General features: G+C 71.6%; 26 protein-coding genes. 8 read left to right on the forward strand and 18 right to left on the reverse strand.

The window, feature by feature from the left end:
• Positions 1-972 (reverse strand): uridine-preferring nucleoside hydrolase UriH, encoded by a 972-nt coding sequence (gene uriH, locus SOM35_RS00085; RefSeq protein ID WP_414648543.1) that lies wholly within the window; start codon positions 970-972, stop codon positions 1-3.
• Between the two features lie 244 nt (positions 973-1216).
• Here uriH and SOM35_RS00090 point away from each other — a divergent pair, with 244 nt between their 5' ends.
• Positions 1217-2227 carry a LacI family DNA-binding transcriptional regulator gene (locus tag SOM35_RS00090; RefSeq protein WP_320513782.1) on the forward strand — a complete coding sequence of 337 codons (1011 nt, stop codon included), beginning with the start codon at positions 1217-1219 and terminating at the stop codon, positions 2225-2227.
• A gap of 72 nt (positions 2228-2299) precedes the next feature.
• Here SOM35_RS00090 and SOM35_RS00095 read toward each other — a convergent pair whose 3' ends face one another.
• The 7 genes from SOM35_RS00095 to SOM35_RS00125 all read right to left on the reverse strand — a co-directional run bounded on the left by SOM35_RS00095 (position 2300) and on the right by SOM35_RS00125 (position 8042).
• The gene (locus SOM35_RS00095) at positions 2300-4042 is read right to left on the reverse strand and encodes an MDR family MFS transporter (protein ID WP_320513783.1); all 1743 of its coding nucleotides are present in this window, start codon (positions 4040-4042) and stop codon (positions 2300-2302) included.
• A complete protein-coding gene (locus SOM35_RS00100; protein WP_320513784.1) occupies positions 4039-4662 on the reverse strand; it encodes a TetR/AcrR family transcriptional regulator in 624 nt (207 codons plus the stop codon). Before SOM35_RS00100 ends, SOM35_RS00095 begins: the two co-directional genes overlap by 4 nt.
• Before the next feature lie 68 nt (positions 4663-4730).
• Positions 4731-5213, reverse strand: coding sequence for a GNAT family N-acetyltransferase (locus SOM35_RS00105; RefSeq protein ID WP_253466549.1), 483 nt, complete (start codon positions 5211-5213; stop codon positions 4731-4733).
• Positions 5214-5298: 85 nt separating this feature from the next.
• On the reverse strand, positions 5299-5973 hold the full coding sequence (locus SOM35_RS00110; protein ID WP_320513786.1) for an HAD family hydrolase: 675 nt from the start codon (positions 5971-5973) through the stop codon (positions 5299-5301).
• A 145-nt stretch (positions 5974-6118) separates the two neighbouring features.
• Positions 6119-6724 (reverse strand): DUF3618 domain-containing protein, encoded by a 606-nt coding sequence (locus SOM35_RS00115; RefSeq protein ID WP_320513787.1) that lies wholly within the window; start codon positions 6722-6724, stop codon positions 6119-6121.
• Positions 6724-7173 (reverse strand): phage holin family protein, encoded by a 450-nt coding sequence (locus tag SOM35_RS00120; RefSeq protein WP_320513788.1) that lies wholly within the window; start codon positions 7171-7173, stop codon positions 6724-6726. The genes SOM35_RS00115 and SOM35_RS00120 overlap by 1 nt, the downstream gene beginning before the upstream one ends.
• Positions 7170-8042: a hypothetical protein gene (locus tag SOM35_RS00125; protein WP_320513789.1), complete on the reverse strand. Its 873-nt coding sequence runs from the start codon at positions 8040-8042 to the stop codon at positions 7170-7172. Before SOM35_RS00125 ends, SOM35_RS00120 begins: the two co-directional genes overlap by 4 nt.
• Before the next feature lie 190 nt (positions 8043-8232).
• Between SOM35_RS00125 and SOM35_RS00130 the strand changes: the two genes are divergently transcribed.
• Complete coding sequence (locus SOM35_RS00130) at positions 8233-9000, forward strand: glycosyltransferase family 2 protein (RefSeq protein ID WP_320513790.1); 768 nt, start codon at positions 8233-8235, stop codon at positions 8998-9000.
• 42 nt (positions 9001-9042) lie between these two features.
• Here the strand turns inward: SOM35_RS00130 and SOM35_RS00135 are convergent, their stop codons facing one another.
• Positions 9043-9972 carry an NADP-dependent oxidoreductase gene (locus tag SOM35_RS00135; protein WP_320513791.1) on the reverse strand — a complete coding sequence of 310 codons (930 nt, stop codon included), beginning with the start codon at positions 9970-9972 and terminating at the stop codon, positions 9043-9045.
• A 103-nt stretch (positions 9973-10075) separates the two neighbouring features.
• Between SOM35_RS00135 and SOM35_RS00140 the strand changes: the two genes are divergently transcribed.
• Positions 10076-10567: a MarR family winged helix-turn-helix transcriptional regulator gene (locus SOM35_RS00140; protein ID WP_320513792.1), complete on the forward strand. Its 492-nt coding sequence runs from the start codon at positions 10076-10078 to the stop codon at positions 10565-10567.
• A gap of 312 nt (positions 10568-10879) precedes the next feature.
• Here SOM35_RS00140 and SOM35_RS00145 read toward each other — a convergent pair whose 3' ends face one another.
• The 6 genes from SOM35_RS00145 to SOM35_RS00170 form a co-directional block, all read right to left on the reverse strand.
• Entirely contained in the window at positions 10880-12067 is a 1188-nt protein-coding gene (locus SOM35_RS00145) for an ROK family transcriptional regulator (RefSeq protein ID WP_320513793.1), read from the reverse strand.
• Positions 12068-12219: 152 nt separating this feature from the next.
• The gene (gene yicI, locus SOM35_RS00150; RefSeq protein ID WP_320513794.1) at positions 12220-14487 is read right to left on the reverse strand and encodes an alpha-xylosidase; all 2268 of its coding nucleotides are present in this window, start codon (positions 14485-14487) and stop codon (positions 12220-12222) included.
• Complete coding sequence (locus SOM35_RS00155) at positions 14487-15410, reverse strand: carbohydrate ABC transporter permease (RefSeq protein WP_111076344.1); 924 nt, start codon at positions 15408-15410, stop codon at positions 14487-14489. The genes yicI and SOM35_RS00155 overlap by 1 nt, the downstream gene beginning before the upstream one ends.
• On the reverse strand, positions 15407-16309 hold the full coding sequence (locus tag SOM35_RS00160; RefSeq protein ID WP_181439372.1) for a carbohydrate ABC transporter permease: 903 nt from the start codon (positions 16307-16309) through the stop codon (positions 15407-15409). Before SOM35_RS00160 ends, SOM35_RS00155 begins: the two co-directional genes overlap by 4 nt.
• A gap of 288 nt (positions 16310-16597) precedes the next feature.
• The gene (locus tag SOM35_RS00165) at positions 16598-17902 is read right to left on the reverse strand and encodes an ABC transporter substrate-binding protein (protein WP_320513799.1); all 1305 of its coding nucleotides are present in this window, start codon (positions 17900-17902) and stop codon (positions 16598-16600) included.
• A gap of 164 nt (positions 17903-18066) precedes the next feature.
• Positions 18067-19074, reverse strand: a complete 1008-nt coding sequence (locus SOM35_RS00170) for a LacI family DNA-binding transcriptional regulator (protein WP_111076341.1) — start codon at positions 19072-19074, stop codon at positions 18067-18069.
• Between the two features lie 318 nt (positions 19075-19392).
• Between SOM35_RS00170 and SOM35_RS00175 the strand changes: the two genes are divergently transcribed.
• The 5 genes from SOM35_RS00175 to SOM35_RS00195 all read left to right on the forward strand — a co-directional run bounded on the left by SOM35_RS00175 (position 19393) and on the right by SOM35_RS00195 (position 23036).
• The gene (locus SOM35_RS00175; protein ID WP_320513800.1) at positions 19393-20088 is read left to right on the forward strand and encodes a helix-turn-helix transcriptional regulator; all 696 of its coding nucleotides are present in this window, start codon (positions 19393-19395) and stop codon (positions 20086-20088) included.
• Positions 20089-20223: 135 nt separating this feature from the next.
• Positions 20224-20589 (forward strand): VOC family protein, encoded by a 366-nt coding sequence (locus tag SOM35_RS00180; protein WP_320513801.1) that lies wholly within the window; start codon positions 20224-20226, stop codon positions 20587-20589.
• 191 nt (positions 20590-20780) lie between these two features.
• The gene (locus SOM35_RS00185) at positions 20781-22109 is read left to right on the forward strand and encodes a cation:dicarboxylate symporter family transporter (protein ID WP_320513802.1); all 1329 of its coding nucleotides are present in this window, start codon (positions 20781-20783) and stop codon (positions 22107-22109) included.
• Between the two features lie 277 nt (positions 22110-22386).
• Positions 22387-22812: a hypothetical protein gene (locus SOM35_RS00190; RefSeq protein ID WP_320513803.1), complete on the forward strand. Its 426-nt coding sequence runs from the start codon at positions 22387-22389 to the stop codon at positions 22810-22812.
• A complete protein-coding gene (locus tag SOM35_RS00195) occupies positions 22809-23036 on the forward strand; it encodes a hypothetical protein (protein ID WP_320513804.1) in 228 nt (75 codons plus the stop codon). Before SOM35_RS00190 ends, SOM35_RS00195 begins: the two co-directional genes overlap by 4 nt.
• A gap of 47 nt (positions 23037-23083) precedes the next feature.
• Here the strand turns inward: SOM35_RS00195 and SOM35_RS00200 are convergent, their stop codons facing one another.
• The 3 genes from SOM35_RS00200 to SOM35_RS00210 are packed head-to-tail and all read right to left on the reverse strand — an operon-like array spanning position 23084 to position 26117.
• Positions 23084-24199, reverse strand: a complete 1116-nt coding sequence (locus SOM35_RS00200) for a Gfo/Idh/MocA family protein (RefSeq protein ID WP_320513806.1) — start codon at positions 24197-24199, stop codon at positions 23084-23086.
• Complete coding sequence (locus tag SOM35_RS00205; RefSeq protein ID WP_111075115.1) at positions 24196-24927, reverse strand: ThuA domain-containing protein; 732 nt, start codon at positions 24925-24927, stop codon at positions 24196-24198. Before SOM35_RS00205 ends, SOM35_RS00200 begins: the two co-directional genes overlap by 4 nt.
• A complete protein-coding gene (locus SOM35_RS00210; RefSeq protein WP_320513808.1) occupies positions 24924-26117 on the reverse strand; it encodes a Gfo/Idh/MocA family protein in 1194 nt (397 codons plus the stop codon). The genes SOM35_RS00205 and SOM35_RS00210 overlap by 4 nt, the downstream gene beginning before the upstream one ends.
• Positions 26118-26149: the final 32 nt, after the last annotated feature.

Raw genomic sequence — 26149 nt, forward strand, 5'->3', positions numbered from 1 at the left:
TCAGGCCTCCGTCGCGGCGGTCGGCTGCGTGGTCAGCCCGGCGTCGATGCCGTCGGCGGCGGCGCGGGGCGTCCAGCCGCTGTCGGGTGTCTCGCCGATGCGCTCGAGGGCATCGACGACCAGGTCCCAGAACCGGCCGTGGTCGAGTTCCATGGCGGCGCTCGTCCGGCAGTCCGCGGGCGCCGGGGAGCGGAAGTCGGCGACGGTCATGCCGAGCGTCAGGGTCCCCTGGGTCTCGACGCGGATCGGGACCTTCACGGCACGGACGATCGTCGGGTCGATGACGTACGCCACGGCACAGGGGTCGTGCACCGGCGGGGCGTCGAAGCCCTGCACGTCCTGGTACGCCGTGCCGAAGAAGTCGAGGAGCTCCCCGACGAAGGCGGCGGGCCCGGTGCCGACGGCGGCGATGCGGGCGGCGACCTCGGGGGTGGCGAGCGCCTGGTGGGTGAGGTCGAGTCCGACCATGACGACGTCCCAGCCGGCGTCGAACACGATCGACGCGGCTTCGGGGTCGATGACGATGTTGAACTCGGCGACCGGGCTCCAGTTGCCGACGTGGACGCCGCCGCCCATCAGGACGACCTGCTTCACGCGCTCGACGATGCGGGGCTCCTTCCGGACGGCGAGCGCGATGTTGGTCAGGCCGGCGGTCGGCACGATCGTGACGGTGCCGGGCTCGTGCGCCATCACGGTGTCGATGATCAGGTCGACCGCGTGGCGCTCGTCGAGGTCGAACGACGGCTCCGGCAGGACGGGACCGTCCAGGCCGCTCTCGCCGTGGATCTCGGGGGCGACCTCGACCTGGCGGAGCAGCGGTCGGGCGGCACCGGCGGCGAAGGGCACGCCGGTGATCCCGGCGATGCGGGCGACGGCGAGCGCGTTCCGGGTGACCTTCGGCAGGGTCTGGTTGCCGACGACGGTGGTGACGGCGAGGAGCTCGATGTCCGGGTTGCCGTGGGCGAGCAGCATCGCGACGGCGTCGTCGTGGCCGGGGTCGCAGTCGAGGATGATCTTCGCGGGGGTGCGCGGGGCGTCGGACACGGGGTGCTCCACTTCGTCGGGGAGCCGGGTGCCCGGGGTGCGGGCGGCCGGCAGGAGGTCAGGGCTTGACGCGCCATGCACGCCGCGTCAAGCGTTTGACATCACACAGCATCAAGCGCTTGACGTCAAGTCGTCGGGATTCTGCATGCACGGCCGTCGCTAGCATCGACCCGTGCCCACGAGCCCGCGCAGTCGCCCCGCTCCGTCCGGTCGGGTGACCGCCGCGATGGTCGCCGAACGCGCCGGTACGAGCATCGCCACGGTCTCCCTCGTCGTGAACGGCAAGGACCGCGGACGGGTCTCGACGCCCATCGCCGACCGGGTCCGCGACGCCGTCGAGCAGCTCGGCTACGTCGTCGACCACGCGGCGAGCTCCCTGGCACGGGGCAGCGGCGACCTCGTCGTGCTCATCGCCCCCGACCTGTCGAACCCGTTCTTCGCCGAGGTCATCCGCGGCGTCCGCGACACCATCGGCGACCGCTTCCAGCTCGTGCTGTCCGTCACCGAGCGCGGCGAGCAGCCGGTGGACGCCGATGTCCGCCGCTTCGAGCGACTCCGTCCGGCCGGCATCCTGGTGGACGCCCCGGCCGAGCACGCGTCGATGGCCGCGAGCGTCCCCGTCGTCCTGCTCGACGCCCCCGGCGGCCCGGGAGCGGTCAACTACGACCTGACCGCCGGGGTGGAGGCGCTGGTCGCCCACCTCGCCACCGCCGGACACCGTCGGGTCGCCTACCTCGACGGGACGTCACGTGCGACGACGTTCGCGGTCCGCCGCACGCTGTTCGGGCAGGCGTGCACCGCGGCCGGCATCACGGTGTCGCCCGTCCAGGCGCAGGCCGACCTGACGATCGACGCCGCCGCGAGCGCGGTCGGGCAGGTCGTCGACGCCTGGCTCACGGACCGGGTCACCGCCGTCGTCGCGGCCGCCGACACCCTGGCCTACGGGGTGCTCCGGGTCGCCGCCGAGCGGGGCATCGCGGTGCCGGCGTCCCTGGCCGTCGCCGGTTTCGACGACCTGCCCTCGTCCTCGGTCACGGCACCGAGCCTGACGAGTGTCGCCCTCCCCGGTGCCGCCCTCGGACGCGCAGCGGCACTCCGGCTCCTCGCGACGCTCGACGGCGTCGACGCGCCGGACCCGGCCCTGCCCACCCGCCTGGTCCCCCGCGCGAGCACGGGCGCCTGACCCGACCCACATGATGGACGGGAGGCGCGGCACCCGCTGGCACCGCGCCTCCCGTCCGTCACCTGGTCGCGACTACTCGTCGTGCCGGGTGGTCGACACCGATCCCGTCGGCGAGCCCACCGGCGCGGGTGCGTCCGGCTGGCGGGCCTCGGGCTGCGTCGCGTCAGGCTGGGCCGCGGCCGGAGCCGTGCCGTCCCGTCGTGCCCGCTCGAGCGCGTCGGCCTCGTCGCCACCGACCGCCTCACCACGGGCGACCATGCCGGCGACGTCAGCCAGCTGCATCTGCGGGATGAAGAGCGCGAGCACGAGCGCGGCAGCGATGAACGGCAGCAGGTACCAGAACACCGGCGACAGCGAGTCGGCGTACGCGTTCACGATGCCGTCCTGCACCGCCTGCGGCAGCTTCGACAGCGAGGTCGGGTCGATGCTCGAGCTGGCACTGGCCGCGTCGGTCGCGCTGCCCCCGGCACCGCGGAAGACGTCGGTCAGCGCATCGGTCAGCCGGGACGTGAAGAGCGCACCGAAGACGGCGACGCCGAGGGAGGCGCCGACCTCGCGGAAGTAGTTGTTCGTCGAGGTGGCGGTACCGACCTGCTCGGGCGGTACGGCGTTCTGCGCGACCAGGACCACGACCTGCATGATCAGGCCCAGGCCGGCGCCGAACACGAACAGGTAGACGCAGATCAGCCAGATCGGGGTGCTCGCGGCCAGCGAGGTCATGCCGAGCATCGCGATGCCGACCACGATCGTGCCGATGATCGGGAACGCGCGGTACCGGCCGGTCTTCGTGATGAGCGTGCCGGACAGGATCGAGGTGCCGATCAGGCCGACCATCATCGGCAGCATCAGCAGCCCGGAGACCGCGGCGGACGTGCCCGAGGCCATCTGCAGGAACGTCGGCACGAAGCCGATCGCGGCGAACATGCCGAGACCGAGCACGAAGCCGATGGCGGTCGCGATGACGAACGTGCGGTTGCGGAAGAACGACAGCGGGATGATCGGGTCCTGCGCCCGCGACTCGACGAGCACGAACGACGCGGCCGCGACGAGGAAGCCGGCACCCCACGCCCACGTCTCGGGCGCACCCCAGCCGTGCTGGCGGTTGCCGCCGAACTCGGTGAAGAACACCAGGCACGCGGTGGTGGCGGACAGCAGGGCGACACCCAGCACGTCGATCCGCTTCGTCGCCTTCTTGCTCGGCAGCGTCAGGGCGAACCACGCGACGGCGAAGGCCGCGATGCCGACCGGGATGTTGATCCAGAACGCCCAGTTCCAGGTCATGTGGTCGACGAAGAACCCGCCGAGCAGCGGGCCACCGACCGCGGACAGGCCGAAGATCGCACCGAGCGGGCCGAGGTACTTGCCGCGCTGCGAGGCCGGCACGATGTCGGCGATGATCGCCTGCGACAGGATCATGAGCCCGCCGCCGCCCAGGCCCTGCAGGGCGCGGAAGACCACGAACTGCCAGAAGTCGGTCGACAGTGCACAGCCGAGGGACGCCAGCGTGAACAGGGCGATGGCGACGAGGAACAGGTTGCGGCGACCGATGACGTCACCGAACTTGCCGTAGATCGGCATCACGATCGTCGACGCAAGCAGGTACCCGGTCGTGATCCACGCCTGGTGTGCGACGCCGCCGAGCTCGCCGACGATCGTGGGCATGGCGGTCGAGACGATGGTCTGGTCGAGGCTGGACAGCAGCATCCCGGCGATGAGCGCCGAGAAGATGATCCAGATGCGGCGCTGGGTCAGGAGCAGCGGCCCGTCGGCCTGCTGGCGACCCCGGCGGGTGGTGCTCGGCGCGGATGCGCTCATGAGGTGCCTTCCTGGGCGGGGATGGTGATGGCTTCCGTCATGAGACGGAGGTTGGTGTCGAGGAGCTCGTCGAACCGGGGTCCGGACGCCTCGTCGAAGTCGTCGGCGAAGTAGGTGCCGGCGCTGACCCGGATGACCCCGACGGCGGCCTCGGCCACCAGCCGGGCGCGCGGGTCGTCGGGGTCGTGCCAGGCAAAGCGCTGGCGGACGGCGTCGGCGACCTTCTGGATCTGCGTGTCCGTGGCGGAGAGGAACCGGGCGGTCAGCGCCGGCTCACGCTCGAAGACGTGGCGCACCAGGGCTTCGTCGGCGCGGTCGATGCCGGCGACGTGCAGCTGCTCGATGATGAGCGCGATGACGGACGGCAGCGGAGCCAGGGTCGTCGGGACGACGGTGCCCTCGGCGTACGCGGCGAGCAGTGCGGTGTCGGCGTTGAGCTCGATGCCGAGGACCACGTCCTCCTTCGACGCGAAGTGGTTGAAGAAGGTGCGGCGGGAGACGCCGACGCGCTCGCAGAGCTGCTCGATGGTGAAGCCCTGCAGCCCGCCGTCGACGACCGCGCGGCGCGCTTCGGACACCATGCTGCGCCGGAGGGCACGGGTGCGTTCAGCGGTGGTCACCGGGTGATACTTGCACTCCTTCTGCAAGAGTGCAATTCACCGGTGGTGAACTCCCAGTGACGTCTGAGTCAGATCCCCTTCGCGAAGCAGTACGACCACGGCATCGTCTCGGCGTACGGCTCGTACACGTCGATGCGGTCCCACCCGGTCTTCTCGTACAGTGCCACGGCCTCGGGCTGCTTGTCACCGGTCTGCAGGATCAGACGGCTGGCCCCCTGCTCGCGGCCGACCCGGGCGCACTCGTCCAGGAGCGCGGTGGCGGCGCCCTTGCCCCGGGCGGCGGCCAGGACGATGAGGCGCTTCAGCTCGATCTCGTCCCCGAGCCGTCGGACGGCGATGTGGCCGAGGACCGTCCCGTCCTCGTCGACGGCGAGCAGGGACGTCACGACGGTGCTCGGGTCGACGGACAGCACGCGGCTGCGCTCGGCCGAGACCTCGGGGGCTTCACCGGGGTTCCCGTCGCCGTAGCGCTCGTGCATCTCCTCGTCCATGGTCGCGCGGAGTGCGACTCCGCGCGGGTCTTCCCAGGGCACGCGCTCGATGGTGATCACGGTCGTCCATCCTGACACGGACCGACGACGGCGCCCACACGCCGGTGCGCGCTCCGGCCGACACGGCGCCGTGGGACGGGCAGCGTCAGCCGAGCGGACCGATCGGGCTGCCGTCGATGTCCTCGAGCAGCGCCGCCGCGTCGTCATAGACCGCCGCGGCACCCGCACCGCGCAGCTCGTCGCCGCCGATCCCGCCGGTCATCACGCCGATGCACGTCACGCCGACGCGCTCCGCCGACTCGACGTCCCACATCGCGTCGCCGACCATCACGGCGTGGTCCGCGTCGACCCCGGCCTTCTGCAGCGCGACCTCGATGATCCCGGGGTCCGGCTTCGCCTGCTCGACGTCCTCGCTGCTCGTGACGGCGGCGATCCACTGCTCGGCGTCGAGGAGTTCGAGCAGCCGGTCGAGCTCGTTCTGCGGGGCACTGGTCGCCAGGACCACGGCGTGCCCGCGGCCGGCGACCGCCTCGAGCAGGTCGCGCGCACCCGGCAGCAGGCGCAGCTGCGGCATGTGCTCGGAGTAGAAGGCGGTGTGGAACTGCTTCGCGGTGTCCCGGGTCTCCTCGGAGGCGTCCGGCAGCAGCGACTCGAGCAGCTTCGACGAGTCCATGCCGATCGCCCGGTGGATGCGCCAGGCGTCGACGGACTCCCCCGCCGCGCGGAAGGCCCGCCACCAGGCGTCGATGTGGGCGTAGTTCGAGTCGGCCAGGGTGCCGTCGATGTCGAACAGGACGGCGGTGGTTGGGGTGTCGGACATGGCTCCACCCTGCTCCGTGGGCGACGACCGGCGCCTCAGGTGCGCCGGAGGGCGCGGTGGACGGTGCACGAGACGGACGGGAGGCCCGGGACCAGCTGGTCCCGGGCCTCCCGTCCGTCAGGTGCTGACGTCAGTGCCGACGTGTTCAGGCGTTGCGGACGTCGTCCGCGGACGACCGCGCGTTGTCCTGCACGTCGAACGCGGCGCCCTGCGCCTCGTCCTTGACCGTCTGCGCCGCGTCCCGCGCGGTGCCCGTGAGGTCCTGCGCGTGCTCCTTGGCGGCGTCGAGGAGCGGGGCGCCGGCGTCCTTCGCCTGCTCCTTCGCCTTGTCGACGAGCGGAGCGGCCTTGTCCTTCAGCTCACCGGCGAGCTCCTCCTCCTTCGTGGAGGAGGGCAGGAGCGACGACGCGAGCCAGCCGACACCGAAGGCGATGAGGCCGACGGCGAGCGGGTTGCCCTTCGCCTTCTCGACGCCGCGCGACGCGGTGTCCTTCACGGAGCCCGCGGCGCTCGATCCCGAGCCCGAGACGCTCGAGCGTGCCGAGTCGGCGGCGCCCATCACGGAGTCGCGGGCGCTGCCGGCGGCGCCCATCACGGACTCGCGGACGTCCTGGAAGCGGCCCTTGACCTTCTCGGTCTGGCGGTGGGCGATGGCGGACGGGTTCACCTTGTCGGCGAGGGCGTCGACGTCCGAACCGAGTTCTCCACGGGTGCGCTCGATGTCGGCGCGGATCTCGTCTGGGGTGCTCATCAGTTCCTCCCGGTGTTGGGCTTGAGTGTCTCGGGGACTTCCTTGACGGTCGCGACCGTCTGGGGGGCGCCGTCGATCTGCTTGATCTCCTTGCGTCCGCGCATCGCGAGGATCGCGGCGACGACGGCGTAGACCACGGCGATGACCACGGCGGACCACGCGTTGCCGATGAGGTACCCGAGCCCCCACCAGGCGGCGATCGACAGGAACAGCAGGGCGAAGAGCCCCGCGACGCCGGCGCCGCCGAACACGCCCGCGCCCTTGCCCGCCTTCTTCGCGGAGTCGGTCAGCTCGGCCTTGGCGAGCGCGACCTCCTGCCGGAAGAGGGTGGAGAGGTCACGGGACACCTCGGAGAGGAGCTCGCCGAGGGGCGTCGACGCCGCGCGCTCCTCGGCGCTCGGCTGCCCGGGCACCGTCCGACCGGTCGCACCGGGGAACGGATCGGTCATACGAGCGGCCCCGTCCCGGTGGTGCCGGTCGTGCCGGTGCCGGTGCCGGTCGCGCCGGTGCCGGTGCCGGTCGTGCCGGTCGCCTCGGCTTCCTTCTCGTGCTTGATCTCCGTCGTCAGCGCCTTCGCGAGACGACCGGCGAAGATGCCCGCGCCGGCGGCGATCGCGATGAAGGTGCCTGGACGACGTGCGGCGAACGACTTCACCTCGTCGACGAGGGAGCCCGGGTCGCGGCCCTCGAGGTACCCGGCGACGGACCCGGCACGGTTCGACAGGTCGCGGACGACCTTCGCCGCCAGGCCCTGCTCGTCGTCGTTGTCGGCCATCTTGCCGAGGTGGTCGCCGATCGTGCGGAGACCACTGGCGGCCTTCTGCTGCTGGTCGGCGGCCTGGTCCTTGAGCGTGCCGGACGCCTGGCCGAAGAGCTGTCGTGCGTGGTCCGACACCTCGGAGGCGACGTTCGCAGCCTGCTCCTTGGCGGTGCCGGCGACGTTCGCCGCCTGCTCCTTGGCATCGCCGGCGACGTCCGATGCGGCGCTCTTGGCGGCGTCGGCCTTGCCGCCGCCCGAGCTGCCGGAGTCGGTGCTGCCGGAACCGGAGTCGGCGGGGTCGCTGCTGCCGGACGCGCTGCTGGTGCCGCTGCCGGTCGCGGTCAGGCTGCCGGCGGGGACGGTGCCGGCGGGCAGCTGCTCGTCGGCGGGGATGGCGTCCAACGGCTCGAGGTCGTCGAATCCGGTGGGGCGCTCGACGGGCGTGCCGCTCGCGTAGGACGGGACCGTGACGCCGGGGTGGGTCTCGTGACCCTCGGCGGCAGCCGTGGCGTCGTGGATGGGCGTCCCGGAGTCGTTCCCGGGTGGGTTCGTGGTCATGGTCGGCCTTCCGGTCTTCTCGTCGCGGCGGGCGGTGCACCCGCTGCGTTGGACCTGAACCTGCGCGGGGACCTCTGGGACGGGTTCCAGGAACGCCGATCTGCGCGGATCCCGTGCGCACCCTCCCCGGAACGCCAGAGCAGGAGCGAAACGGACACCCCTCACAGCGGCGCTCGGGTTGGCTCGAGCCATGCCGTCCGTGTCCGTCGTGGTCCCCGTGCTGGACGACGCCGCGCACCTCCGCCGCTGTCTGTCAGCCCTGGAGGCACAGACCCGGCCCGCTGACGAGGTGGTCGTCGTCGACAACGGCAGCTCCGACGACAGCGTGACCGTGGCCCGGGCAGCCGGCGCCGTCGTCTGCACCGAACCGGTCCGCGGGATCGCCCGGGCCTCGTCCCGCGGGTACGACACCGCCCAGGGTGACGTCATCGTCCGGCTCGACGCGGACTCCGTGCCACCGCCGCACTGGATCGCCACCGCCCTCGACCTGCTCGAGGACCCGGACGTCGTCGCCGTCACCGGGCCCGGCCGGCCGTCCGACGCCGGCGCACTCGTACGGGTCGTCTGGCCGGTCCTCTACATGCGGCCGTACTTCGTGCTCATGCGCGGCGCTCTCTCCCGCCCGCCGCTGTTCGGGTCCGCGATGGCCCTCCGCCGGTCGACGTGGCTCGCGGTCCGCGACCGGGTGCACCGCGATGACCCCGAGGTGCACGACGACATCGACCTGAGCATGCAGTTCGACCCGGAGTGGCGGGTGATCGCCGACCCCGCACTCACGGTGCGGGTGTCCGCGCGACCGTTCGCGAGCCTCCCGTCCGCCGTCCGACGTGCCCGGCGTGCGTTCCACACGTTCCGGGTGAACGGCCGGCGGGGCTCGCCGCCGCGGCGGTGGGCCCGCCGGCTGCGGACGGACTGGCGGAACCGCGGGCGCACGCATGCGTGGTGGCGCGGCCGCTGACCGCAGCCTCGACACCGGGGCCAGCACCGTGGGCGGGCGGGCTCAGGGCAGGACGATGACCTTGCCGGCGACCCGACCGGCACTCGCCTCGGCGTGCAGTGCCGGCAGCTCGGCGAGGGGGATCCGCCGGGTGACCTCGACGTGCAGCGCGCCCGCGTCCACCATCGACACGAGTCGCGCCAGGCGATCGCGGTTCGGCAGGACGAAGACGACGGCCGACCGGACTCCGCGGGCAGCATCGTCCGGGGCTGCCATCCACGCCGTGGTGCTCACGACGGCGCCACCGTCACGGACGAGGGTGACCAAGCGCGTGAACTCCTCGGGGTCGATCGGCGCCAGGTTGAGGAGGAGGTCGACGGGCTCACCGACGGCATCGAGCAGGTCCGTCGTGGTGTGGTCGATGACCTGGTCCGCGCCGGCAGCCCGGACGGCGTCGGCGCTGCTGGGGCTGGCGGTCGCGATGACGTGCGCGCCGATCTGCTTCGCGAGCTGCACGGCGCACTTCCCGACGACACCACCCGCGCCGACGACCAGCAGTCGCTGACCCGCCGCGAGTCCACCGTCGTCCACCAGCGCCTGCCATGCGGTGAGCGCCACCGAGGGCAGCGCGGCGGCGTCGGCGAGCGGGATGCTCGTCGGGGCGGCGACGAGGGCCTCCGCGGGGGCGACCACGTACTCGGCGGCGCCACCGTCGCGTTCCATCGGCAGGAACCCGATGACCTGGTCACCCACGGCGAGGCCGTCGACCCGGGCCCCCACGGCGTCGACCGTGCCGGAGACGTCGTAGCCGGGGACGTGCGGCAGGACGACGGGGATCGGCAGGAAGCCGGCCCGCATCCCGTTGTCGGCCGCGTTGAACGCCGACGCGGCGACGTGGATCCGCACCTGACCGGCGGCCGGCACGGGCTGCTCGACGTCGACGGCACGGAGCACCTCGGGTCCGCCGACCTCGGAGAACTGGACTGCACGCATGATCGTTTCCTTTCCGTTGGTGATGCCGGTTGCTTCGAGTTCGAAGCACTTGTTGGAGAACGTACCACTGCTTCGAAGTCGAAGCAACAGGTAGGATCGATCTGTGCCTTCCGCCCTGACTGCCGCCCAACTGTCGGCCTACCTGTCCTTCACCGAGGTCAGCGCCCTCCTCCGTCCGGCGGTCGAGAAACAGCTCAAGGACGTCGGCGCGCTCAGCTACGTGCAGTTCCAACTGCTCGCCCGCCTCGGCGACGACCCGAGCGGCAGCCGGAGCATGACCGACCTCGCCGACGGCGTCGTCTACAGCCGGAGCGGTCTGACGTACCAGGCGCAGTTGCTCGACCAACGCGGACTCGTCTCACGGGCGCCGTCCCCCGAGGACGAACGACGGGTCGTGGTCACGATCACCGACGCCGGCCGCGAGGTCCTGTCCGCCGTGTTCCCGGGTCACATCGCCCTGGTGCGGGAGCTCCTCTTCGCGTCCCTGTCCGATGACGACACCGAGTCACTCGCGCGGATCCTCGGACAGGTGGGGACGCGGCTCCGCGAAGCACCACCCCGATCCGCTGCACCGCGCCGACGTCGCGCCGGCTGAGGGACACCGCTGCACGCCGGCGGACCAGCCAACCGGAGGATCCGTTCGGCGCTGTCTGTACACAGTCCGGACGGACGGCGTAGCGTCCATCCAGTCGCCCTGCCGAAGGGCACGCGAGGGACCCTGACCTCGTGGAGCGACGACACGCGCCTGCCACTCCCGGAGGCACGCGCAGGCCGTGGACGCCCGCCCCTGACCCGAACGGCGGCGGGCGTCCGCGATCCCACCCGGCCACCCACCGGCCTGGAGGCTCCCCCGCGGTCCGGTGCCGAGCCTCCCGTCCGCCGCGACCGGCGACCGGCGCCGGCGGCCTCAGCCAGCCGTGGGGTCGGCCAGGACCGACGCGAACGCCAGCTCGGCCGCACCGCGGAACAGCACGCTGCCGACGAGTTCCGCCGGCACGATCCGCAGGTCCTCGCCCATCGCCGTCATCGTCTGCGCGCGGACCGCGTCCTCGAGCCGGGTCCCGACGTGCCGGAGCAGCGTGCCGAGGAACCCGCCCAGGACGACGACGTCCGGGTTCACGGTGTGCACGACGTTGCGGATCGCGACGGCGAGCGCGGTGACCTGCCGGTCGACGACCGCGGCGAGAGCCGGTGCGGGCCCGTCGGCCAGGACGTCGCCGAGTCGGTCGGCCTCGTCGATCCCGAGCCCCGCCGCGTCGAGCAGTGCGGCCTGCGAGGCTTCGGTCTCCAGGCACCCGACGGCACCGCAGTGGCAGCGGATGCCGTTCGCGGCGACGAAGGTGTGGCCGAGCTCCCCCGCGTACCCGGCGGCACCGGCGAGGGGCCGCCCGCCGGTGATGATCCCGCCACCGATGCCGCTCGCGCCGCCGTTGACGTAGACGACGTCCGTGGCGCCGCGGCCGGCGCCGTAGAGGAACTCGGCCGTGACGCCGAGGTTCGCGTCGTTCGCGGCGCGGACGGGCAGGCCGGTGCGCTCGGCGAGGGGTGCGGCGAAGGCCTCGTCGCGCCAGGCCAGGTGCGGGGCGTACCGGACGACGCCGTCGCCGACGCGGACGATCCCGGGGACGGACACCGCGATGCCGACGACCCGACGGCCCGCGTCCCGCTGCTGATCGGTGGCCGCGGCGACGAGGTCGGTGGCGATGGCGAGGGCCTCGCCGGGCGTCGAGACCGAGGTGGTGCGGACGGTCCGGCGTTCGTGCTCGGTGCCGTCGAGGCCGATGACCGCCAGGGTCACGGCGTCGATCTCGGGCACGATGCCGAGTGCGACGACCTGGGCGGACGCGGACACGGTGGCGCTCGGGCGGCCGACGCCGGTCGCGGGTGGGGCGTCCCCCTCGACGACGAGGCCGAGGTCGACGAGCTCACCGACCAGGGCGGCGACCGTCGAGCGGTTCAGGCCGGTCTCGCGGGTGAGCGCCGAGCGGGGCATCGGCCCGCGCTCGTGGACGAGGCGCAGGACCCGGGCCAGGTTGCGGCGGCGGACGACGTCCGTGGTGCGCACCGGACGGGAGGCAGCGCTCGCCTCCGACATGTCCGCTCCGATCGTCCGTCCCGCCAGCGTAGTGCGGCCCGCGCTGGCGGGTGGCGCGGGCTGTCCGCGCGGTTCGCGCTGAGCGACAGCGCTCGTGGTCCAGGCCGCGAGGGCTGTCGCTCAGCGCGAACGGGCGAACGGGCGAACGCGCGTCAGGCGGAGGTGACCGTGCCGTCCGCCGCGAACGACACCGGGTACGTGACCGCGCGGCCGTCCGGGGACGTCACGACGACCTCCCGCGAGCCCGCTCCCCCGGCACCCGGGAACGCCCGGAACTCGAGCGCCTCGTGGTAGTCGTGGTCCGGCCGGTCGGTGCGGGTGGACAGCGGCAGGACCGCGCCCTCGCGGACCCAGAGCGGCAGGGTGTCGAACCCGTGCCGCTCGCGCCGCCAGACCCCGCCGGTGACGACCTCGCCGGTGAACCAGTTCGTCCACGATCCAGCGGGCAGCCAGTACTCGACGTCGCCGGACTCGCTGAACACCGGCGCGACGAGCAGGTCCGGGCCGAGCAGGTACTGCCGGTCGCAGTACGCGGCGGTCGGGTCGTCGGGGAACGCCAGCGGCATCGGGCGCATCACCGGCAGGCCCCGCGCCGATGCCTCGAGCCCGGCCGCGTACAGGTACGGCATGAGTCGGAGCTTCAGTTCGGTGAACGCCCGGGTGACGTCGACCGCTTCCTCGTCGAAGGCCCACGGCACCCGGTAGGAGCTGCTGCCGTGGAACCGGCTGTGCGACGACAGCAGACCGAACTGCACCCAGCGCTTGAACACCGCGGGGTCCGGGGTGCCCTCGAAACCGCCGATGTCGTGCGACCAGAAACCGAAGCCGGACAGTGCGAGGGACAGGCCGCCGCGCAGGGTCTCCGCCATCGACGGGAACGACGAGGTGTTGTCCCCGCCCCAGTGCACCGGCATCTGCTGACCGCCGGCGGTCGCCGAGCGCGCGAAGACGACGGCGTCACCCGGACCCTTGGTCTCCTGCAGCACCCCGAACACGGCCTGGTTGTACAGCTGCGTGTACCAGTTGTGCATCCGCTCGGGGTCGCTGCCGTCGGCGTAGACGACGTCGAGCGGGATCCGTTCGCCGAAGTCGGTCTTGAAGCAGTCGACGCCCTGGTCGACGAGTGCGCGGAGCTTCGACTGGTACCAGGCGGTCGCATCCGGGTTGGTGAAGTCGACGAGCCCCATGCCGGCCTGCCAGAGGTCCCACTGCCAGACCGTGCCGTCGGGGTTCCGGACCAGGTACCCGGCCTCGGCGGCCTCGTCGAACAGCGTCGACGCCTGCCCGATGTACGGGTTGATCCAGACGCAGACCCGCAGGTCCTTGTCGTGCAGCCGTCCGAGCATGCCGGTGGGGTCCGGGAACACCCGGGGGTCCCACTCGAAGTCACACCAGGTGAACTCCCGCATCCAGAAGCAGTCGAAGTGGAACACCGAGACCGGCAGCCGACGGGCGGCCATCTCGTCGACGAACGAGGTCACGGTGGCCTCGTCGTAGTCCGTGGTGAACGAGGTCGACAGCCACAGTCCGTACGACCACGCCGGCACCTGCGCCGGACGGCCGGTCAGGGCGGTGTAGCGCTCGAGGACCGCCGCCGGGCTGCCACCGCCGATGACGTGGAACACCAGGGACTCCCCCGGCACCGAGAACTGCACCCGCTCGACGGTCTCGGACCCGACCTCGAACGAGACGTGTCCGGGGTGGTCGACGAGCACGCCGTACCCGCGGTTCGTCAGGTAGAAGGGCACGTTCTTGTACGCCTGCTCGCTCGACGTGCCACCGTCGGCGTTCCAGATGTCGACGGCCTGCCCGTTCTTCACGAGCGGCCCGAACCGTTCGCCGAGGCCGTACACGAGCTCCCCGACGCCCAGGTCGAGCTGCGCGTGCACGAACCGGTCGGACGTCGGAGCATCCGCGCCCTGGACGCGGGCGTTGCCGACGACACCGCGGGACACCTCGGCGCCGGGGTCGAGGGTGACGTACCCGAGCGACTTGTGTCCGGAGCCGGTGAGCACGCGCTCGGTGCCGCCCGCGTCGGTCGCCACGAACCGCAGGTCCCACGGCGCCCCGGGCGTGACGACGGCCGACAGGTCGCCGGAGGTGAGGGTCCCGACACCGTCGGCGACCGTGGCGGACCCGTGCCCGGCCTCCTTCCCGACCAGGTCGAACGACAGCTCCGGGCGGGGTGCTCGGAAGTGCTCGACGCGGACCGTCACCACGCCCTCCATCGGGCTCGACAGCGAGACGGTGAGCGTCGGACGGTTGAGGGTGTCGCCCCGCGACGCGATGACCTTCGTCGGGGCGGTGACGACCAGACGGTCACCCTCCGGCGAGGTCCGCGCGTCGATGTCGTACGCCTCCGCGGCGTACACGGGGTGGACTCCGGGCCTGAGCTGCCAGAACCCGTCGGTGAACTTCATTACTTGACCGCTCCTGCCGTGATGCCGCGCGCGAGGGTGCGCTGGAAGATGAGGAAGAACACGAGCGTCGGGATGAGGCCGAGCAGGGCCGACGCGCTCGTGGTGGTGACGTCCATCAGCCGGTCGCCCTGCAGCAGGGAGATCGCGACGGGGACCGTCTGGTTGTCGTTGCTGACCAGGAAGGTCAGCGGGATGAGGAACTCGTTCCACGTCCAGATGAAGAAGAAGATGAGCAGGACCGACAGGGTCGGGCGGCTGATCGGCACGATGACCCGCCAGAGCACCCGCCAGCGTCCGGCGCCGTCGAGGGCGGCGGCCTCCAGGATCTCCTTCGGGAAGGTGCCGTAGACGCTCGACAGCAGGTAGGTGCCGAACGCGGACTGGATCACCGTGAAGACGATGATGACGCTCCACACGTTGTCGTACAGCCCGATGCCCTTGAACATCATGTAGAGCGGGTAGAGCAGGACCTCCTGCGGCAGCATGTTCGCGAGCATGAACAGCACCACGATCCAGGTGCGGTAGCGGACCCGGCCGATGCCGATCGCGAAGGCGTTGAGGATCGAGATGAGCACCGCGAGCAGCGCCACCATCCCGCTGATGAACACGCTGTTCCAGAGCTTCAGCGGGAAGTCGACCCGGTTCCAGAACGTGGTGATGCCGTCGAACGACAGCTGCGTCGGCCAGGCGAGCGGGCCGCCGGCCGCGTAGTCCGCGGGCGTCTTGAACGAGTTGAGCAGGATGAGCAGGAACGGCGCGGCGATGAGCACCGCGATGACGATCCCGCCGGCGAGCACGACCCAGTCGGACGGCCGCTTGCGCCCGCCCTCGCCGGGGCGCTTGCGCGGCTTCGCCGTCGGACGGGAGGCCCGCCCCGCGTCCGCCGTGACGGTCGCCCTGGTGTCGGGTGCGGACACGGTCATCGTGCCTCCTCCTTGCGTTCGGCCCGGGTCTGGGCGGCGATGAAGCCGATGGCGACGATGACGATCACGACGGTCAGCGCGGTGGCGATGGTCGCGCCGTACCCGACCTGCTGCGCCTGGAAGAACTGGCTGTACGAGTAGTAGCTCGGCACGATGGTCGCGTTGCCGGGGCCGCCGCCGGTGAGGGCGTACACGGGGCCGAACACCTTGAGCGCGGCGATCGTGCAGGTGAGCACGACGACGAAGATCTCCGGCCGGATGATGTGCACCGTGATGGAACGGAAACGCTGGAACCAGTTCGCGCCGTCGAGCTCGGCCGCTTCGTACAGCTCCGGGTCGACGCGCTGCAGGGCCGCCATGAACACGACGACCGGGTAGCCGATCTGCACCCAGACGAGCACGACCGCGACGGAGAGCAGGGCGGTGTCCGGGCTGCCGAGCCAGTTGTGCTGCAGACCGTCGAGCCCGACCGCGCCGAGCACCGCGTTGAGCGCACCGTTCTCCGGGCGGAGGATCCACCCGATGACGATCGCGGCGATCACCGCGGGCAGGATCTGCGGCAGGTAGTACGTGGCGCGGAGGAAGCTGGCGAGCTTGCCGCCGAACTTCTTGCCGATCACGTCGAACAGCGCGGCGGCCAGGACGAGGCCCAGGCTGGTCGGCACGATCACCATCGCCAGGATCATCACGATGCTGTTCCGGAACGAGATCCAGAACTGCCCGTCCGCCATCAGCCGGCGCCAGTTGTCCAGCCCGGTGAACTGCGGCGGCAGGATCCCGCGGTAGTTCGTGAACGACAGGTACACGTTCCAGCCGAGCGGCACGAGGATGATCGCGGCCAGCAGGACGAAGCCGGGGAGCAGGTAGAACCAGTAGCTGCCGCGGCCGGAGGCGGGCATGATCGCGCCGTCGTCGCGGCGGCGGGGGCGGGGGACGCGGCCGCGGAGCGGCGCGATCGGAGGACTGGACGCCATCGTCGGGCTTCCCTTCCGGGGAGTGGGGTGGAGCGGGTGAGGGGGCCGGGAGGCGCGGTGCGGGTCGGACGCGCACCGTCCTCCCTCGCAGGCTCGGTCGGCGCGCCCCGCATGACGCTTCGCGTCATTGCTGAGCGGGGCGCGCCCGGGATGGCCGGGTCTGTCGGGTCGACCGCGTCGACCACGTCGGCGTCCGGGGCCGGTGAGCCGGGGTCAGCCGGTGACGGCCTTGACGCCGTCGGCGTACTGCTGGCCGAGTTCCTCGTTGACCTGCTTCGGCGAGCTGCTGCCGTTGAGGACGCTCTGCAGACCGGCGTTCAGCTGGTCGTAGAACGTCGACGTGGGCCAGTCGGGGTAGTACCCGAGACCGTCACGCTCGGTCAGGGTGTTGAAGTTCGCGATGAGCTCCTTGCTCTTCGCGTCCGTGATGTCCGACTCCTTCGCCGCGACCGGCACGCCACCGTTGTTGCCGATGATCGCCTGCATGTCGGGACGGAGGGTGATGTCGATGAACTTCTCGGCGAGGGTCTTGTTCTTCGCCTTGGTCGGGACGACCCAGAGGTTGCCCGAGGAGCCCGGCGACATCTCGGCGCCCGGGTACAGGAAGGTTCCCCAGTCCTGCTTCATCTCGGTGGTGAAGCGGCCGTACCACCACGAGCCGGAGAAGAACATCGGGTACTTGCCGCTGATGAAGGCGGTGCCCGCGTCCTCGGCCTTCATGCCGGTGGCGTCGGACGAGATGTAGCCCTTGTCCGTCCAGTCCTTGATCGTCTTCGTGGCGTACGAGATCTCCTTGTCGGAGAAGTCGACCGGGTTCTTGTAGAGCTGGTAGTCGTCGACCCAGCCGCGGTCCGCCTTCGACAGGGCGAGCTGGTACCAGAGCTGTCCGAGCGGGTACTCCGCGGCGGACTCGGCGAGCGGGGTGACGCCCTTCGACTCGAACGTGGCCATGGCCTGCTCGAGGTCGGCCTGGGTCTTCGGGACCTGGACGCCGTACTTCTGGAACAGCTCCTTGTTGTAGTAGAACTCGACGTACTCGCCGTAGTCGGGCACGCCGTACCAGGAGCCGGAGCCCATCACGCCCTTGTCGTCGTAGCGGGCCGTGGTCTGCAGGGACTTGGCGAGCTTGTCGTCCCATCCGTACTTCTTGACGACGTCGTCGAGCGGGCTGAGGAGGCCCTGGCTGGCGAGCAGGCCGGCGGTCGCGTTGCCCTTGTTGTACTCGATGAGGTCCGGGGCCTGGTCGGAGTTGAGCGACTGGCTGGCCGTCTTCCGGATCTGCTCGAAGCTCTTCTCCTGGAACTCGACCTTCGCGCCGGTCTCCTTCTCGAAGACCTTGATGGACTCCTTCCAGGCCTTGCCCATGGCGGAGTCCTCGGACTCGAAGTGCCAGAGCTTCAGCGTCTTGCCGTCCTCGTTGCTGCGGTCGTCGGCGCTCCCGCCGGCCGAGCAGCCGGTGAGGACGACGGCGGTCGCGGCGAGCCCGGCGAGTGCGCCGAGCAGGCGTGACTTCTTCATGTCGCTACTTCCTTGTAGGGGGGGGTTGGCTTGTCGGTGGTGATGGCTTGTCGGTGGTGATGGCTTGTCGGGGGTGATGGGGCTGGGTCAGGACAATCGAAGCGCTTCGACAATGCAGCGACGAAGACGCCGGGCCGATGTGTCCGTCGACCGTTCGAAGCCGGTCAGTGCACCGGTCGGATGGACCCGCGGTCGATGAACCGCGGTCGGAGGAGGGTGACGCCCGGTTCGCGGGCACCGTCGACCTGACGGACGGCGTCCTCCACGGCGCCGCGACACATCTCCTCGAGCGGGAGGGGGATGGTGGACAGGGGGACCTCGAGCCGGTCGGTGTCGTAGCTCGCGCAGGCGGCCACGACGGACACGTCCTCGGGGACACGGACACCCCGCGCCACCAGGTGCGCGAGGACGGCCTCGACGACGGGCTCGTTGCAGTGGAACACGAGCGCGGTCATGTCCGGCAGCCCGGCGAGCAGCTCGTCCGCCGCCGCACGCTGGTCGGCGCGGTCGAGGGACGGGTACAGCGCCAGGGTGGCGATGCCGGCTGCCCGACACTCGTCCTCGAACGCGTCGGCGAAACGGCGGATGAAGCCGGTGTGCCGCTCGACGTAGGTGGCGGGGTGGCCGATCACACCGATGCTGCGGTGTCCGGCGGCGGCGAGTGCACGGACCGAGGCACGACCGGCCTCGGCGAAGTCCAGGTCGATGCAGCTCAGGCCCGTGGTGTCACCCGGCACGCCGACGAACGCGGCCGCGGCACCCGAGCGACGGACGACCTCGGCGCGCTCGTCGTCGGTCGAGACCCCGAGCACGACCACCCCGTCGACCAGCGAGCTGTCCACCACGCGGCGGATGCCGGTGACCTCGTCGTCGCGGGCCAGGAGCAAGACGTCGTCGTCGTGGGCCCGTGCCGCCTCGACCACCGCGGTGACGAAGCGCATGTGCGTCGGCAGGTGCGCGTCCTGCCGGATCGGGGCGGACAGGGCGAGGATGTTCGTGCGGGCGCCGGCGAGCATGCGTGCACCGGCGTTCGGCCGGTAGTCGAGCTCCGCGACGGCCTGGTCGATGCGCGCGCGGGTCGTGGCGGAGATGCTGCGCTTGCCGGAGAGGGCGTACGAGACGGTCGAGATCGACACGCCTGCGGCCTTCGCCACCTCGTGGATCGTCACCATGTGTGCACCTCCTCGTGCTCGTCTCCGTCGTGTCCTCCGTGCCGATCCTCGGCGCTCGTGAAGCGCTTCGATCGGCTCGCGACGGCGACGCTAACAGCGTCGAAGCGCTTCGCGCAACCATTTGTCTGAGATGCCAACAAATGGAGCGCGCCACGGGCCTCCCGGCTGTCCGGCCCCCGCGGCCAGCCTGCCGCCCGCCCGCTCGCCCGCCGATTTCGCGCCCAGCGACAGAACGCGGCCTCGCCGGCCCGAGCCATGTCGCTGAGCGCGAACCGCGCCGCGGCCGGCGGCGAGGACGACCCGTCGGATGATGGACCGGTGAACCGGACCGACCGCCTGTACGGCCTCGTCGAGGAGTTGCGCGCGGTCTCGCCGCGTCCGCGGAGCGCTCGACGCCTTGCGGAACGGTTCGAGGTGTCGGTCCGGACCATCGAGCGGGACCTCGCCGCGTTGCAGCAGTCGGGCCTGCCGATCTGGGCGGAACCCGGCCGCACCGGCGGGTACGTCATCGACGCTTCGGCAACGCTCGGCCCAGCGGGGTTCACGCTGGACGAGGCGCTCGCGGTGCTGATCGGACTGGGCGGGCTCCAGCACAGCCCGTTCCGGCAGTCGGCCCGCACGGCTGCCCGGAAGGTGCTCGCGGTCATGCCCGACGGCGATGCTGCGCGGGCCAGTGCGCTCGCGTCCCGGGTGCACTTCCTCGAGAGCGACGACGACGCCGTCGTCCCGACCGCGTTCGCGGCGGCCCTCCGGTCGGACCGGGTCGTGCGGTTGCGGTACCAGGACGCCGGCGGGGCGGAGTCCGTCCGGGACGTCGAGCCGCTGGGGTCCATCGAGAAGGACGGACAGTGGTACCTGGTCGCCTGGTGTCGGCTGCGTGACGGAGTGCGGGCGTTCCGGGGAGACCGGATGCGCTCCGTCGAGGTCACCGACGAACGACCCCCGAAGCGCTCCCTCCGACCAGAGGAGCTCGCGATCCCGTACGGACGGCTCCGGTCGGTCATGGACGACTGATCCGTCACGGACGGCTGATCGATCGCCGACGACCGATCCGTCACCGGGGACGTTCCGGGAAACCCCGACAGGACGGTGTCGCGACGCCCGGTGAAGCTGATGCTCCCACTGCACCAGCACCACCGGAGGAACCACATGTCGTTCGCATCCATCCGCGTCGTCACCGACGACCTCGACGGCCTCGTCGCCTTCTACGAGCGCGTCACCGGACAGCAGGCCGAGCGTCCCGCGCCGGTCTTCGCCCAGTTCAGCGGGCCGGGCGCGCACCTCGCCATCGCCAGCACCGCGACCGTCGCGATGCTGGGCGGCGCCCTGGTGCCGGCGACCAACCGATCGGTGTTCATCGAGTTCGAGGTCGCCGACGTCGACCGTGACTTCGCCGACCTGCAGCTCGGGAGCCAGGACGTCGTCCTCGAGCCGACCACGATGCCGTGGGGCAACCGCTCCGCACTGGTGCGCGACCCCGACGGCAACGTCGTGAACCTGTTCAGCAGACCCTGATCAGGCGCGCGACGACCTGACGAGCGGGCCGTCCCAGCGCGCCCACTGCCCCGGGGCCTCCCGACCGGACCGAGGCGCCGCTCCGCCGACGGCGCCGTTCCGTCGCCGGCACCGTTCCGTCGCCGGTGCCGTTCCCGGAGTGGGAACACGGACGTAACGCGGGCGAAACGGGCCCACGCTGGGGTGGAGGCATGGACCTCACCACACCGGAACGTGCCCCCGCTCGCTGGTACCGCTCGCTCTTCGTGCAGATCGCGATCGGGGTGGTCCTCGGCATCGTCGTCGGGGTGACCGCGCCGTCCGCCGCGCCCGCGCTGAACGTCGTCGGTCAGGGGTTCATCCGGCTGATCGAGATGGTGATCGCACCGCTGGTCTTCATCGTCGTGGTCACCGGCATCGTCCACGTCGGTGACCTGCGGTCCGTGGGACGCATCGCGGGCAAGGCGATGACGTACTTCGTCCTCGCGTCCACGTGCGCGCTCGTGTTCGGGCTGCTGGTCGGGAACCTGGTCCGGCCGGGCGCAGACCTCCGGATCGACCCGTCGTCGTTGGACGCCTCTGCGGTCACGGCGAAGACGGCCGGCGGGGAGATCCCGGACGCCGGCACGTTCATCCTCGACCTCATCCCGTCCAGCGTCGTCAACGCGTTCGCGACGAACGACATCCTGCAGGTGCTCGTCTTCGCGGTGTTCGTCGGCGCCGCGATCGCGGCGATCGGGCCGGAGCGGACCCGCCCGTTGGTGCGCGGACTCGATCTGTGCCTCGAGGTCGTCTACCGGATCCTGGGCTGGGTGATGCGGCTGTCCCCGCTGGGCGCCTTCGGTGCGATGGCGTTCGTGGTCGGGCAGTACGGCGTCGCGACGCTCGGCTCGTACGGGCTGTTGATCGCTGCCTGCTACGCCGCTGCGGCGGTGTTCATCGTGCTGCTCCTCGTGGTCGGGCAGCTCCTGTCCGGCGTCCCCGTCTGGCGGTTCGTCTGGCACACGCGTGCCGAGTTCGGGCTGGCGCTCGGGACCGCGTCGACCGAGGCCGTGCTGCCGCGGATGATCACGCGCCTCACCGACGTCGGCGTCTCCCGCAGTGTCGCCGGGCTCGTGGTCCCGACCGGCTACTCGTTCAACCTCGATGGCGCGGCGATCTACCTGTCGATCGCGCTGCTCTTCCTGACCCAGGCGTTCGGGGTGCCGCTCACCCTCGAGCAGCAGGTCGCGGCCCTCGGGGTGCTCCTGCTGACCTCGAAGGGCATGGCGGGCGTGCCGGGGTCGTCCTTCCTGGCCCTGTCGGCCACCGCGACGAGCCTCGGGCTCTTCCCGGTCGCCGGCGTCGCGTTGCTGCTCGGCGCGGACCGGATCATGGACTCGATGCGCGTGAGTGTGAACCTGCTCGGCAACTGCGTCGCGGCACTCGTCGTGGCCCGGTGGCAGGGTGCCCTCGATCGCGAGCAGGTCGACGCCGTGCTCCGTCCGCAGCACGGAGCGCCGGCGAGGACGCTCCTGCCGGAGACGACGTCCCTCTCCTGACCCGCGAGGCGCGGTCGAGGCCCGTGGCGCGAGGCCCGTGGCGCGTGGCGCGTGGCGCGTGGCGCGACCCTGATCGGGACGGTCGCTCCCGCGCCTCCGCCGGGGGACGCGAGCACCTCGAGTTGTGGAGTTCGCCGCTCCGTCCACAGATCAGCGCCCCGACGGGTGGACCAGAACGCATCGGCGGGAAGCTTCGTCGGTGATGAGATCCCACTCGGCCCCAGCAGCGCGCGACGACGCTGCGCCAACGGCCTGCCGGACCGGTCCCGCATGGTGGGTGGCAACAGGCCTCTCCGTCGTCGCCAGCTTCTGCACGGCACGGGCGATCCCACCGTGGCACCCGGACGCGACCTGGTGGGGCGCGTTCCTCACCGCTGCGGAGTTCGGCGGCAGCCTGGCGGTCATCGGGGCCGGCGCTGCAGCAGGTGTGGCTCTGCACAACTCGACACGTGACCGCGAGCAGAAGTGCGGGGCGGACGAACTCGCGCGGTGGTGGGACCGGTTCGCCTGGGCGTGCGACCGGGCAGTGAGCGAGGAGGAGAGCGTGTCCAGAACGGGCATGGCCGTTCTGACCGGGCTGATCGACGCGGGATGGACTCGTATGGGAGATGATGACATGACAGTGACGACCATCAACCTGATCACCGACGTCGGTGCGTCCGACGGATCGGCAGGGACACCACGGGAGGGCTCACGACCATGACCCAGTACAGCGAGGAGACCAAGCGGCTCGCACACGAGCTCGCCGCGAAGATGGCGAAGAAGTTGGAGGGTACGGACCGTCAGCTGAGTCGAGACGCCGCCGGACGCTACGTGATCATTCCGCGGGTCGACGGAGGCACGGCCGACTCCACATCCGGCGGGCCGAGCAGCACGGGTCATCGGTGGCGAGCGGCGGCCGCCACGTTCCGCCGACTCGTTCGCTGACCATGCCCGTGCTCTCCGCCGGCGGCGCGCACGAGTCCGCGCGCCGGCTACCCGAGCGGTACCGCCGCCGGCCGGGAGGCCCGACTCGCCACCTCGACGACGGTTCGCTCCCGCCCCGCGGTCGCGATCGACTCCATGACGTCGAGCACGTGGAACGCCAGCTCGCCGGAGGCCCGGTGCGGCTCCCCCGAGGCGATCGCCCGTGCCATGTCGGCCAGGCCCACCCCGCGCCCGGCGTCGCGGTGACCGGCGAGGACGGGGAGCTCCTGGAAGGTCCGGTCCTGGGCGGTGGCGATGCGGGTCGGGTCCGAGAACCGGTTCGGGTCGGCGACCGACAGCGATCCGGCGGTGCCGTGCACCTCGAACAGCGGGGACTCGGTCGCCCACACCTCGAAGGACAGCGTGACCGTGGAGACGACGCCGTCCTCGTGTTCCAGGACCGCGACGACGTGCGTGTCCACGTCGACCGGCAGGACCTGCCCGGCGTTCGGCCCGGTGGCGACCGTCCGCTGCCGCGTCGACCGGGTCGTGCTGCCGCTGACCCGCACCACGGAGCCGAAGAACGTGACGAGGCTCGTCAGGTAGTACGGGCCCATGTCGAGCAGCGGGCCGCCGCCCGGCTGGTAGTAGAAGCCGGGTGCGGGGTGCCAGAGTTCGTGGCCCGGAGCACTCCAGGACACCGCGGCGGCGACCGGGGTGCCGATGCGGCCGGCGTCGATCGCGGCGCGGGCGGTCTGGATGCCGGTGCCGAGCACGGTGTCGGGGGCGCTGCCGACCCGCAGGCCCGCCGCGTGGGCGGCGGCGAGGACCGGCTCGGCCTCGGCGGTGGTCAGGGCCAGCGGCTTCTCGCCGTAGACGTGCTTGCCCGCGGCGAGTGCCCGGGTGGCGACGTCGGCGTGGGCGGCGGGGATCGTCAGGTTGAGGACGACGTCGACGTCCGGGGACGCCAGCAGCTCGTCGACGCCGAGCGCCTGGACACCCTGTTCGTCGGCGACGGCTGCTGCCCGGGCGGTGTCGAGGTCGGCGACCGCGGTGAGCCGCAGGTCCGGCAGCGACGGGAACTGCTCGAGGTACTGCTTGCTGATGTTGCCGACCCCGACCATCCCGACCCGCAGCGGTGCGGTGGCACGAGCAGCGGCAACACCCTCGACTCCGGCGCTCATCGGGCTGCCCACAGCAGGCCGCGCTCGATGATGGTGCGGACCGGCTGCGACTCGACGATCTCGATCCGGTGCCCGGGCGCCGAGACGAAGATGCGCCCCTGGCCCCACTGCCGGGTCCAGATCGCGGGCGAGGTCACGGGACGGTTCCACGCGTCCCAGGCACGGGCCTCCTGGGTGGTGGTGGCGAGGACGTCGTCGTACTCGTCGCTGAGCACCCAGTACTGCTCGCTGACCAGGTCGAAGTCGTCGATGCCCTGCATGATCGGGTGCTCGCGGCCGAGGTCGGTGACGTGCACCGTGTAGGGGATGTAGTTGTCGGACTGCTCGCCCACCCGCTCGTCCGGGTGTTTGCCCGCGTGGTGGGCGAACTGGCCGCCGATCATGTGGAGGTAGTCGGCGTTGTCCCGGTACGAGTCCGCGATGCCGCCGTGCCAGCCGGCCATTCCCGTGCCGGCGAGGACGGCGCGCTGCAGGCCGTCGAACTCCTCCTTCGCGATGGTCGACATGGTGTTCACCTGCACGACGAGGTCGATCGTGTCCATCACGGACTGGTCGGCGTAGACGGCGGTGCCCTCCTCGACGCGGACGTCGAACCCGTGCTCGCGGAGGAAGGGGATGAACAGCTCGGTGGTCTCGACGGGCATGTGCCCGTCCCAACCGCCGCGGACGACGAGTGCCTGGCGTTGCACGGGAGGTGCTCCTTGCGGATCGGGGGAAGGGAAGGTCATCGGGTGGGGATCGGGGTCCAGGCGCTGCCGTCGGCCGCGCTCCGCTGCACGGCGTCCAGGACGTCCTGCACGTGCAGCCCCACGGCGAAGGACGGCTCGGGCTGTTGCCCGCCGGTGATCGCGGTGACGAAGTCGACGACCTCGTGGACGAAGGTGTGCTCGTAGCCGATAGGGTGCCCGGTCGGCCACCAGTTCGCCATGTACGGGTGCTCCGGCTCGGTGACGAGGATCCGGCGGAACCCCTGCTCCCCCGCCGGCGCGGTCGCGTCGTACACGCGGAGTTCGTTCATCGCCTCGAGGTCGAAGGCGATCGCCCCGGTCGACCCGCTGATCTCGATCGTCAGACCGTTCTTCCGCCCGGTCGCGTACCGGGTGGCCTCGAACGTGGCGACGGTCCCGCCCGGCCGAGCCGCGCCTCCCGTCAGTCGACCCGTGAACCAGGCGGCGTCGTCGACGGTGACCTGTCCGCGCTGGTCCGAGGCGGTGCCGGACAGGCCGACACCGTCGGCGAGCAGCGGGCGCTCGTGCACGAACGTCTCGAGCGTGCCGCTGACGGAGGCGAGCGTGGCGCCGGTGATGTGTTCGACCAGGTCCACGGCGTGCGCGCCGATGTCGCCGAGTGAGCCGGACCCGGCGAGCGAGGCGTCCAACCGCCACGTCATCGGACCGTCGGCGTCGGTGAGCCAGTCCTGCAGGTAGAGCGCGCGGGCGTGACGGACCTCGCCGATCCGGCCGGCCTGCACGAGCTGGCGGGCGAACGCCAGGGCCGGGACGCGCCGGTAGCTGAAGCCGACCATCGAGCGGATCCCGCGCGCGGCGGCCGACTCGGCGGCGGCGACCATGGCCTCCGCCTCGGCGACGGTGTTGGCGAGCGGCTTCTCGCAGAGGACGTGTTTGCCGGCCTCCAGGGCCGCGATCGCGACCTCGACGTGCGAGGAGCCGGGCGAGCAGACGTCGACGACGTCGATGTCCGGGTCCTCGACGACGCGGCGCCAGTCGGTCTCGGCACGCTGCCACCCGAAGCGGGCGCGGGCGGCCTCGGTGCGCTCGGGGTCGCGTCCGACGACGACGGTCATCTCGGGTTCGCGGTCGAGCGGGAAGAACCGCGGCGCGACCCGCCAGGCCTGTGAGTGGGCGGCTCCCATGAAGCCGTGGCCCACCATCGCGACCCGCAACCGGTCATCCGTCATCGCATGCTCCCTCGCATCGTGCGTCCGCCGTC

The organism is Curtobacterium sp. CFBP9011, from assembly GCF_034045095.1.
Taxonomy (GTDB): domain Bacteria; phylum Actinomycetota; class Actinomycetes; order Actinomycetales; family Microbacteriaceae; genus Curtobacterium.

Excerpts from the sequence above, each read along its gene's own strand:
- SOM35_RS00165 (WP_320513799.1), bottom strand. The coding sequence starts at position 17,902 with ATGAAGAAGTCACGCCTGCTCGGCGCACTCGCCGGGCTCGCCGCGACC.
- SOM35_RS00180 (WP_320513801.1), top strand. The coding sequence starts at position 20,224 with ATGTCGTTCGCATCCATCCGCGTCGTCACCGACGACCTCGACGGCCTC.
- uriH (WP_414648543.1), bottom strand. The coding sequence starts at position 972 with ATGCTGCTCGCCCACGGCAACCCGGACATCGAGCTCCTCGCCGTCACC.
- SOM35_RS00125 (WP_320513789.1), bottom strand. The coding sequence starts at position 8,042 with ATGACCACGAACCCACCCGGGAACGACTCCGGGACGCCCATCCACGAC.
- SOM35_RS00200 (WP_320513806.1), bottom strand. The coding sequence starts at position 24,199 with ATGAGCGCCGGAGTCGAGGGTGTTGCCGCTGCTCGTGCCACCGCACCG.
- SOM35_RS00155 (WP_111076344.1), bottom strand. The coding sequence starts at position 15,410 with ATGACCGTGTCCGCACCCGACACCAGGGCGACCGTCACGGCGGACGCG.
- SOM35_RS00205 (WP_111075115.1), bottom strand. The coding sequence starts at position 24,927 with ATGACCTTCCCTTCCCCCGATCCGCAAGGAGCACCTCCCGTGCAACGC.
- SOM35_RS00120 (WP_320513788.1), bottom strand. The coding sequence starts at position 7,173 with ATGACCGATCCGTTCCCCGGTGCGACCGGTCGGACGGTGCCCGGGCAG.
- SOM35_RS00130 (WP_320513790.1), top strand. The coding sequence starts at position 8,233 with ATGCCGTCCGTGTCCGTCGTGGTCCCCGTGCTGGACGACGCCGCGCAC.
- SOM35_RS00210 (WP_320513808.1), bottom strand. The coding sequence starts at position 26,117 with ATGACGGATGACCGGTTGCGGGTCGCGATGGTGGGCCACGGCTTCATG.
- SOM35_RS00115 (WP_320513787.1), bottom strand. The coding sequence starts at position 6,724 with ATGAGCACCCCAGACGAGATCCGCGCCGACATCGAGCGCACCCGTGGA.
- SOM35_RS00160 (WP_181439372.1), bottom strand. The coding sequence starts at position 16,309 with ATGCCCGCCTCCGGCCGCGGCAGCTACTGGTTCTACCTGCTCCCCGGC.
- SOM35_RS00145 (WP_320513793.1), bottom strand. The coding sequence starts at position 12,067 with ATGTCGGAGGCGAGCGCTGCCTCCCGTCCGGTGCGCACCACGGACGTC.
- SOM35_RS00135 (WP_320513791.1), bottom strand. The coding sequence starts at position 9,972 with ATGCGTGCAGTCCAGTTCTCCGAGGTCGGCGGACCCGAGGTGCTCCGT.
- SOM35_RS00095 (WP_320513783.1), bottom strand. The coding sequence starts at position 4,042 with ATGAGCGCATCCGCGCCGAGCACCACCCGCCGGGGTCGCCAGCAGGCC.
- SOM35_RS00170 (WP_111076341.1), bottom strand. The coding sequence starts at position 19,074 with ATGGTGACGATCCACGAGGTGGCGAAGGCCGCAGGCGTGTCGATCTCG.
- SOM35_RS00185 (WP_320513802.1), top strand. The coding sequence starts at position 20,781 with ATGGACCTCACCACACCGGAACGTGCCCCCGCTCGCTGGTACCGCTCG.
- SOM35_RS00195 (WP_320513804.1), top strand. The coding sequence starts at position 22,809 with ATGACCCAGTACAGCGAGGAGACCAAGCGGCTCGCACACGAGCTCGCC.
- SOM35_RS00110 (WP_320513786.1), bottom strand. The coding sequence starts at position 5,973 with ATGTCCGACACCCCAACCACCGCCGTCCTGTTCGACATCGACGGCACC.
- yicI (WP_320513794.1), bottom strand. The coding sequence starts at position 14,487 with ATGAAGTTCACCGACGGGTTCTGGCAGCTCAGGCCCGGAGTCCACCCC.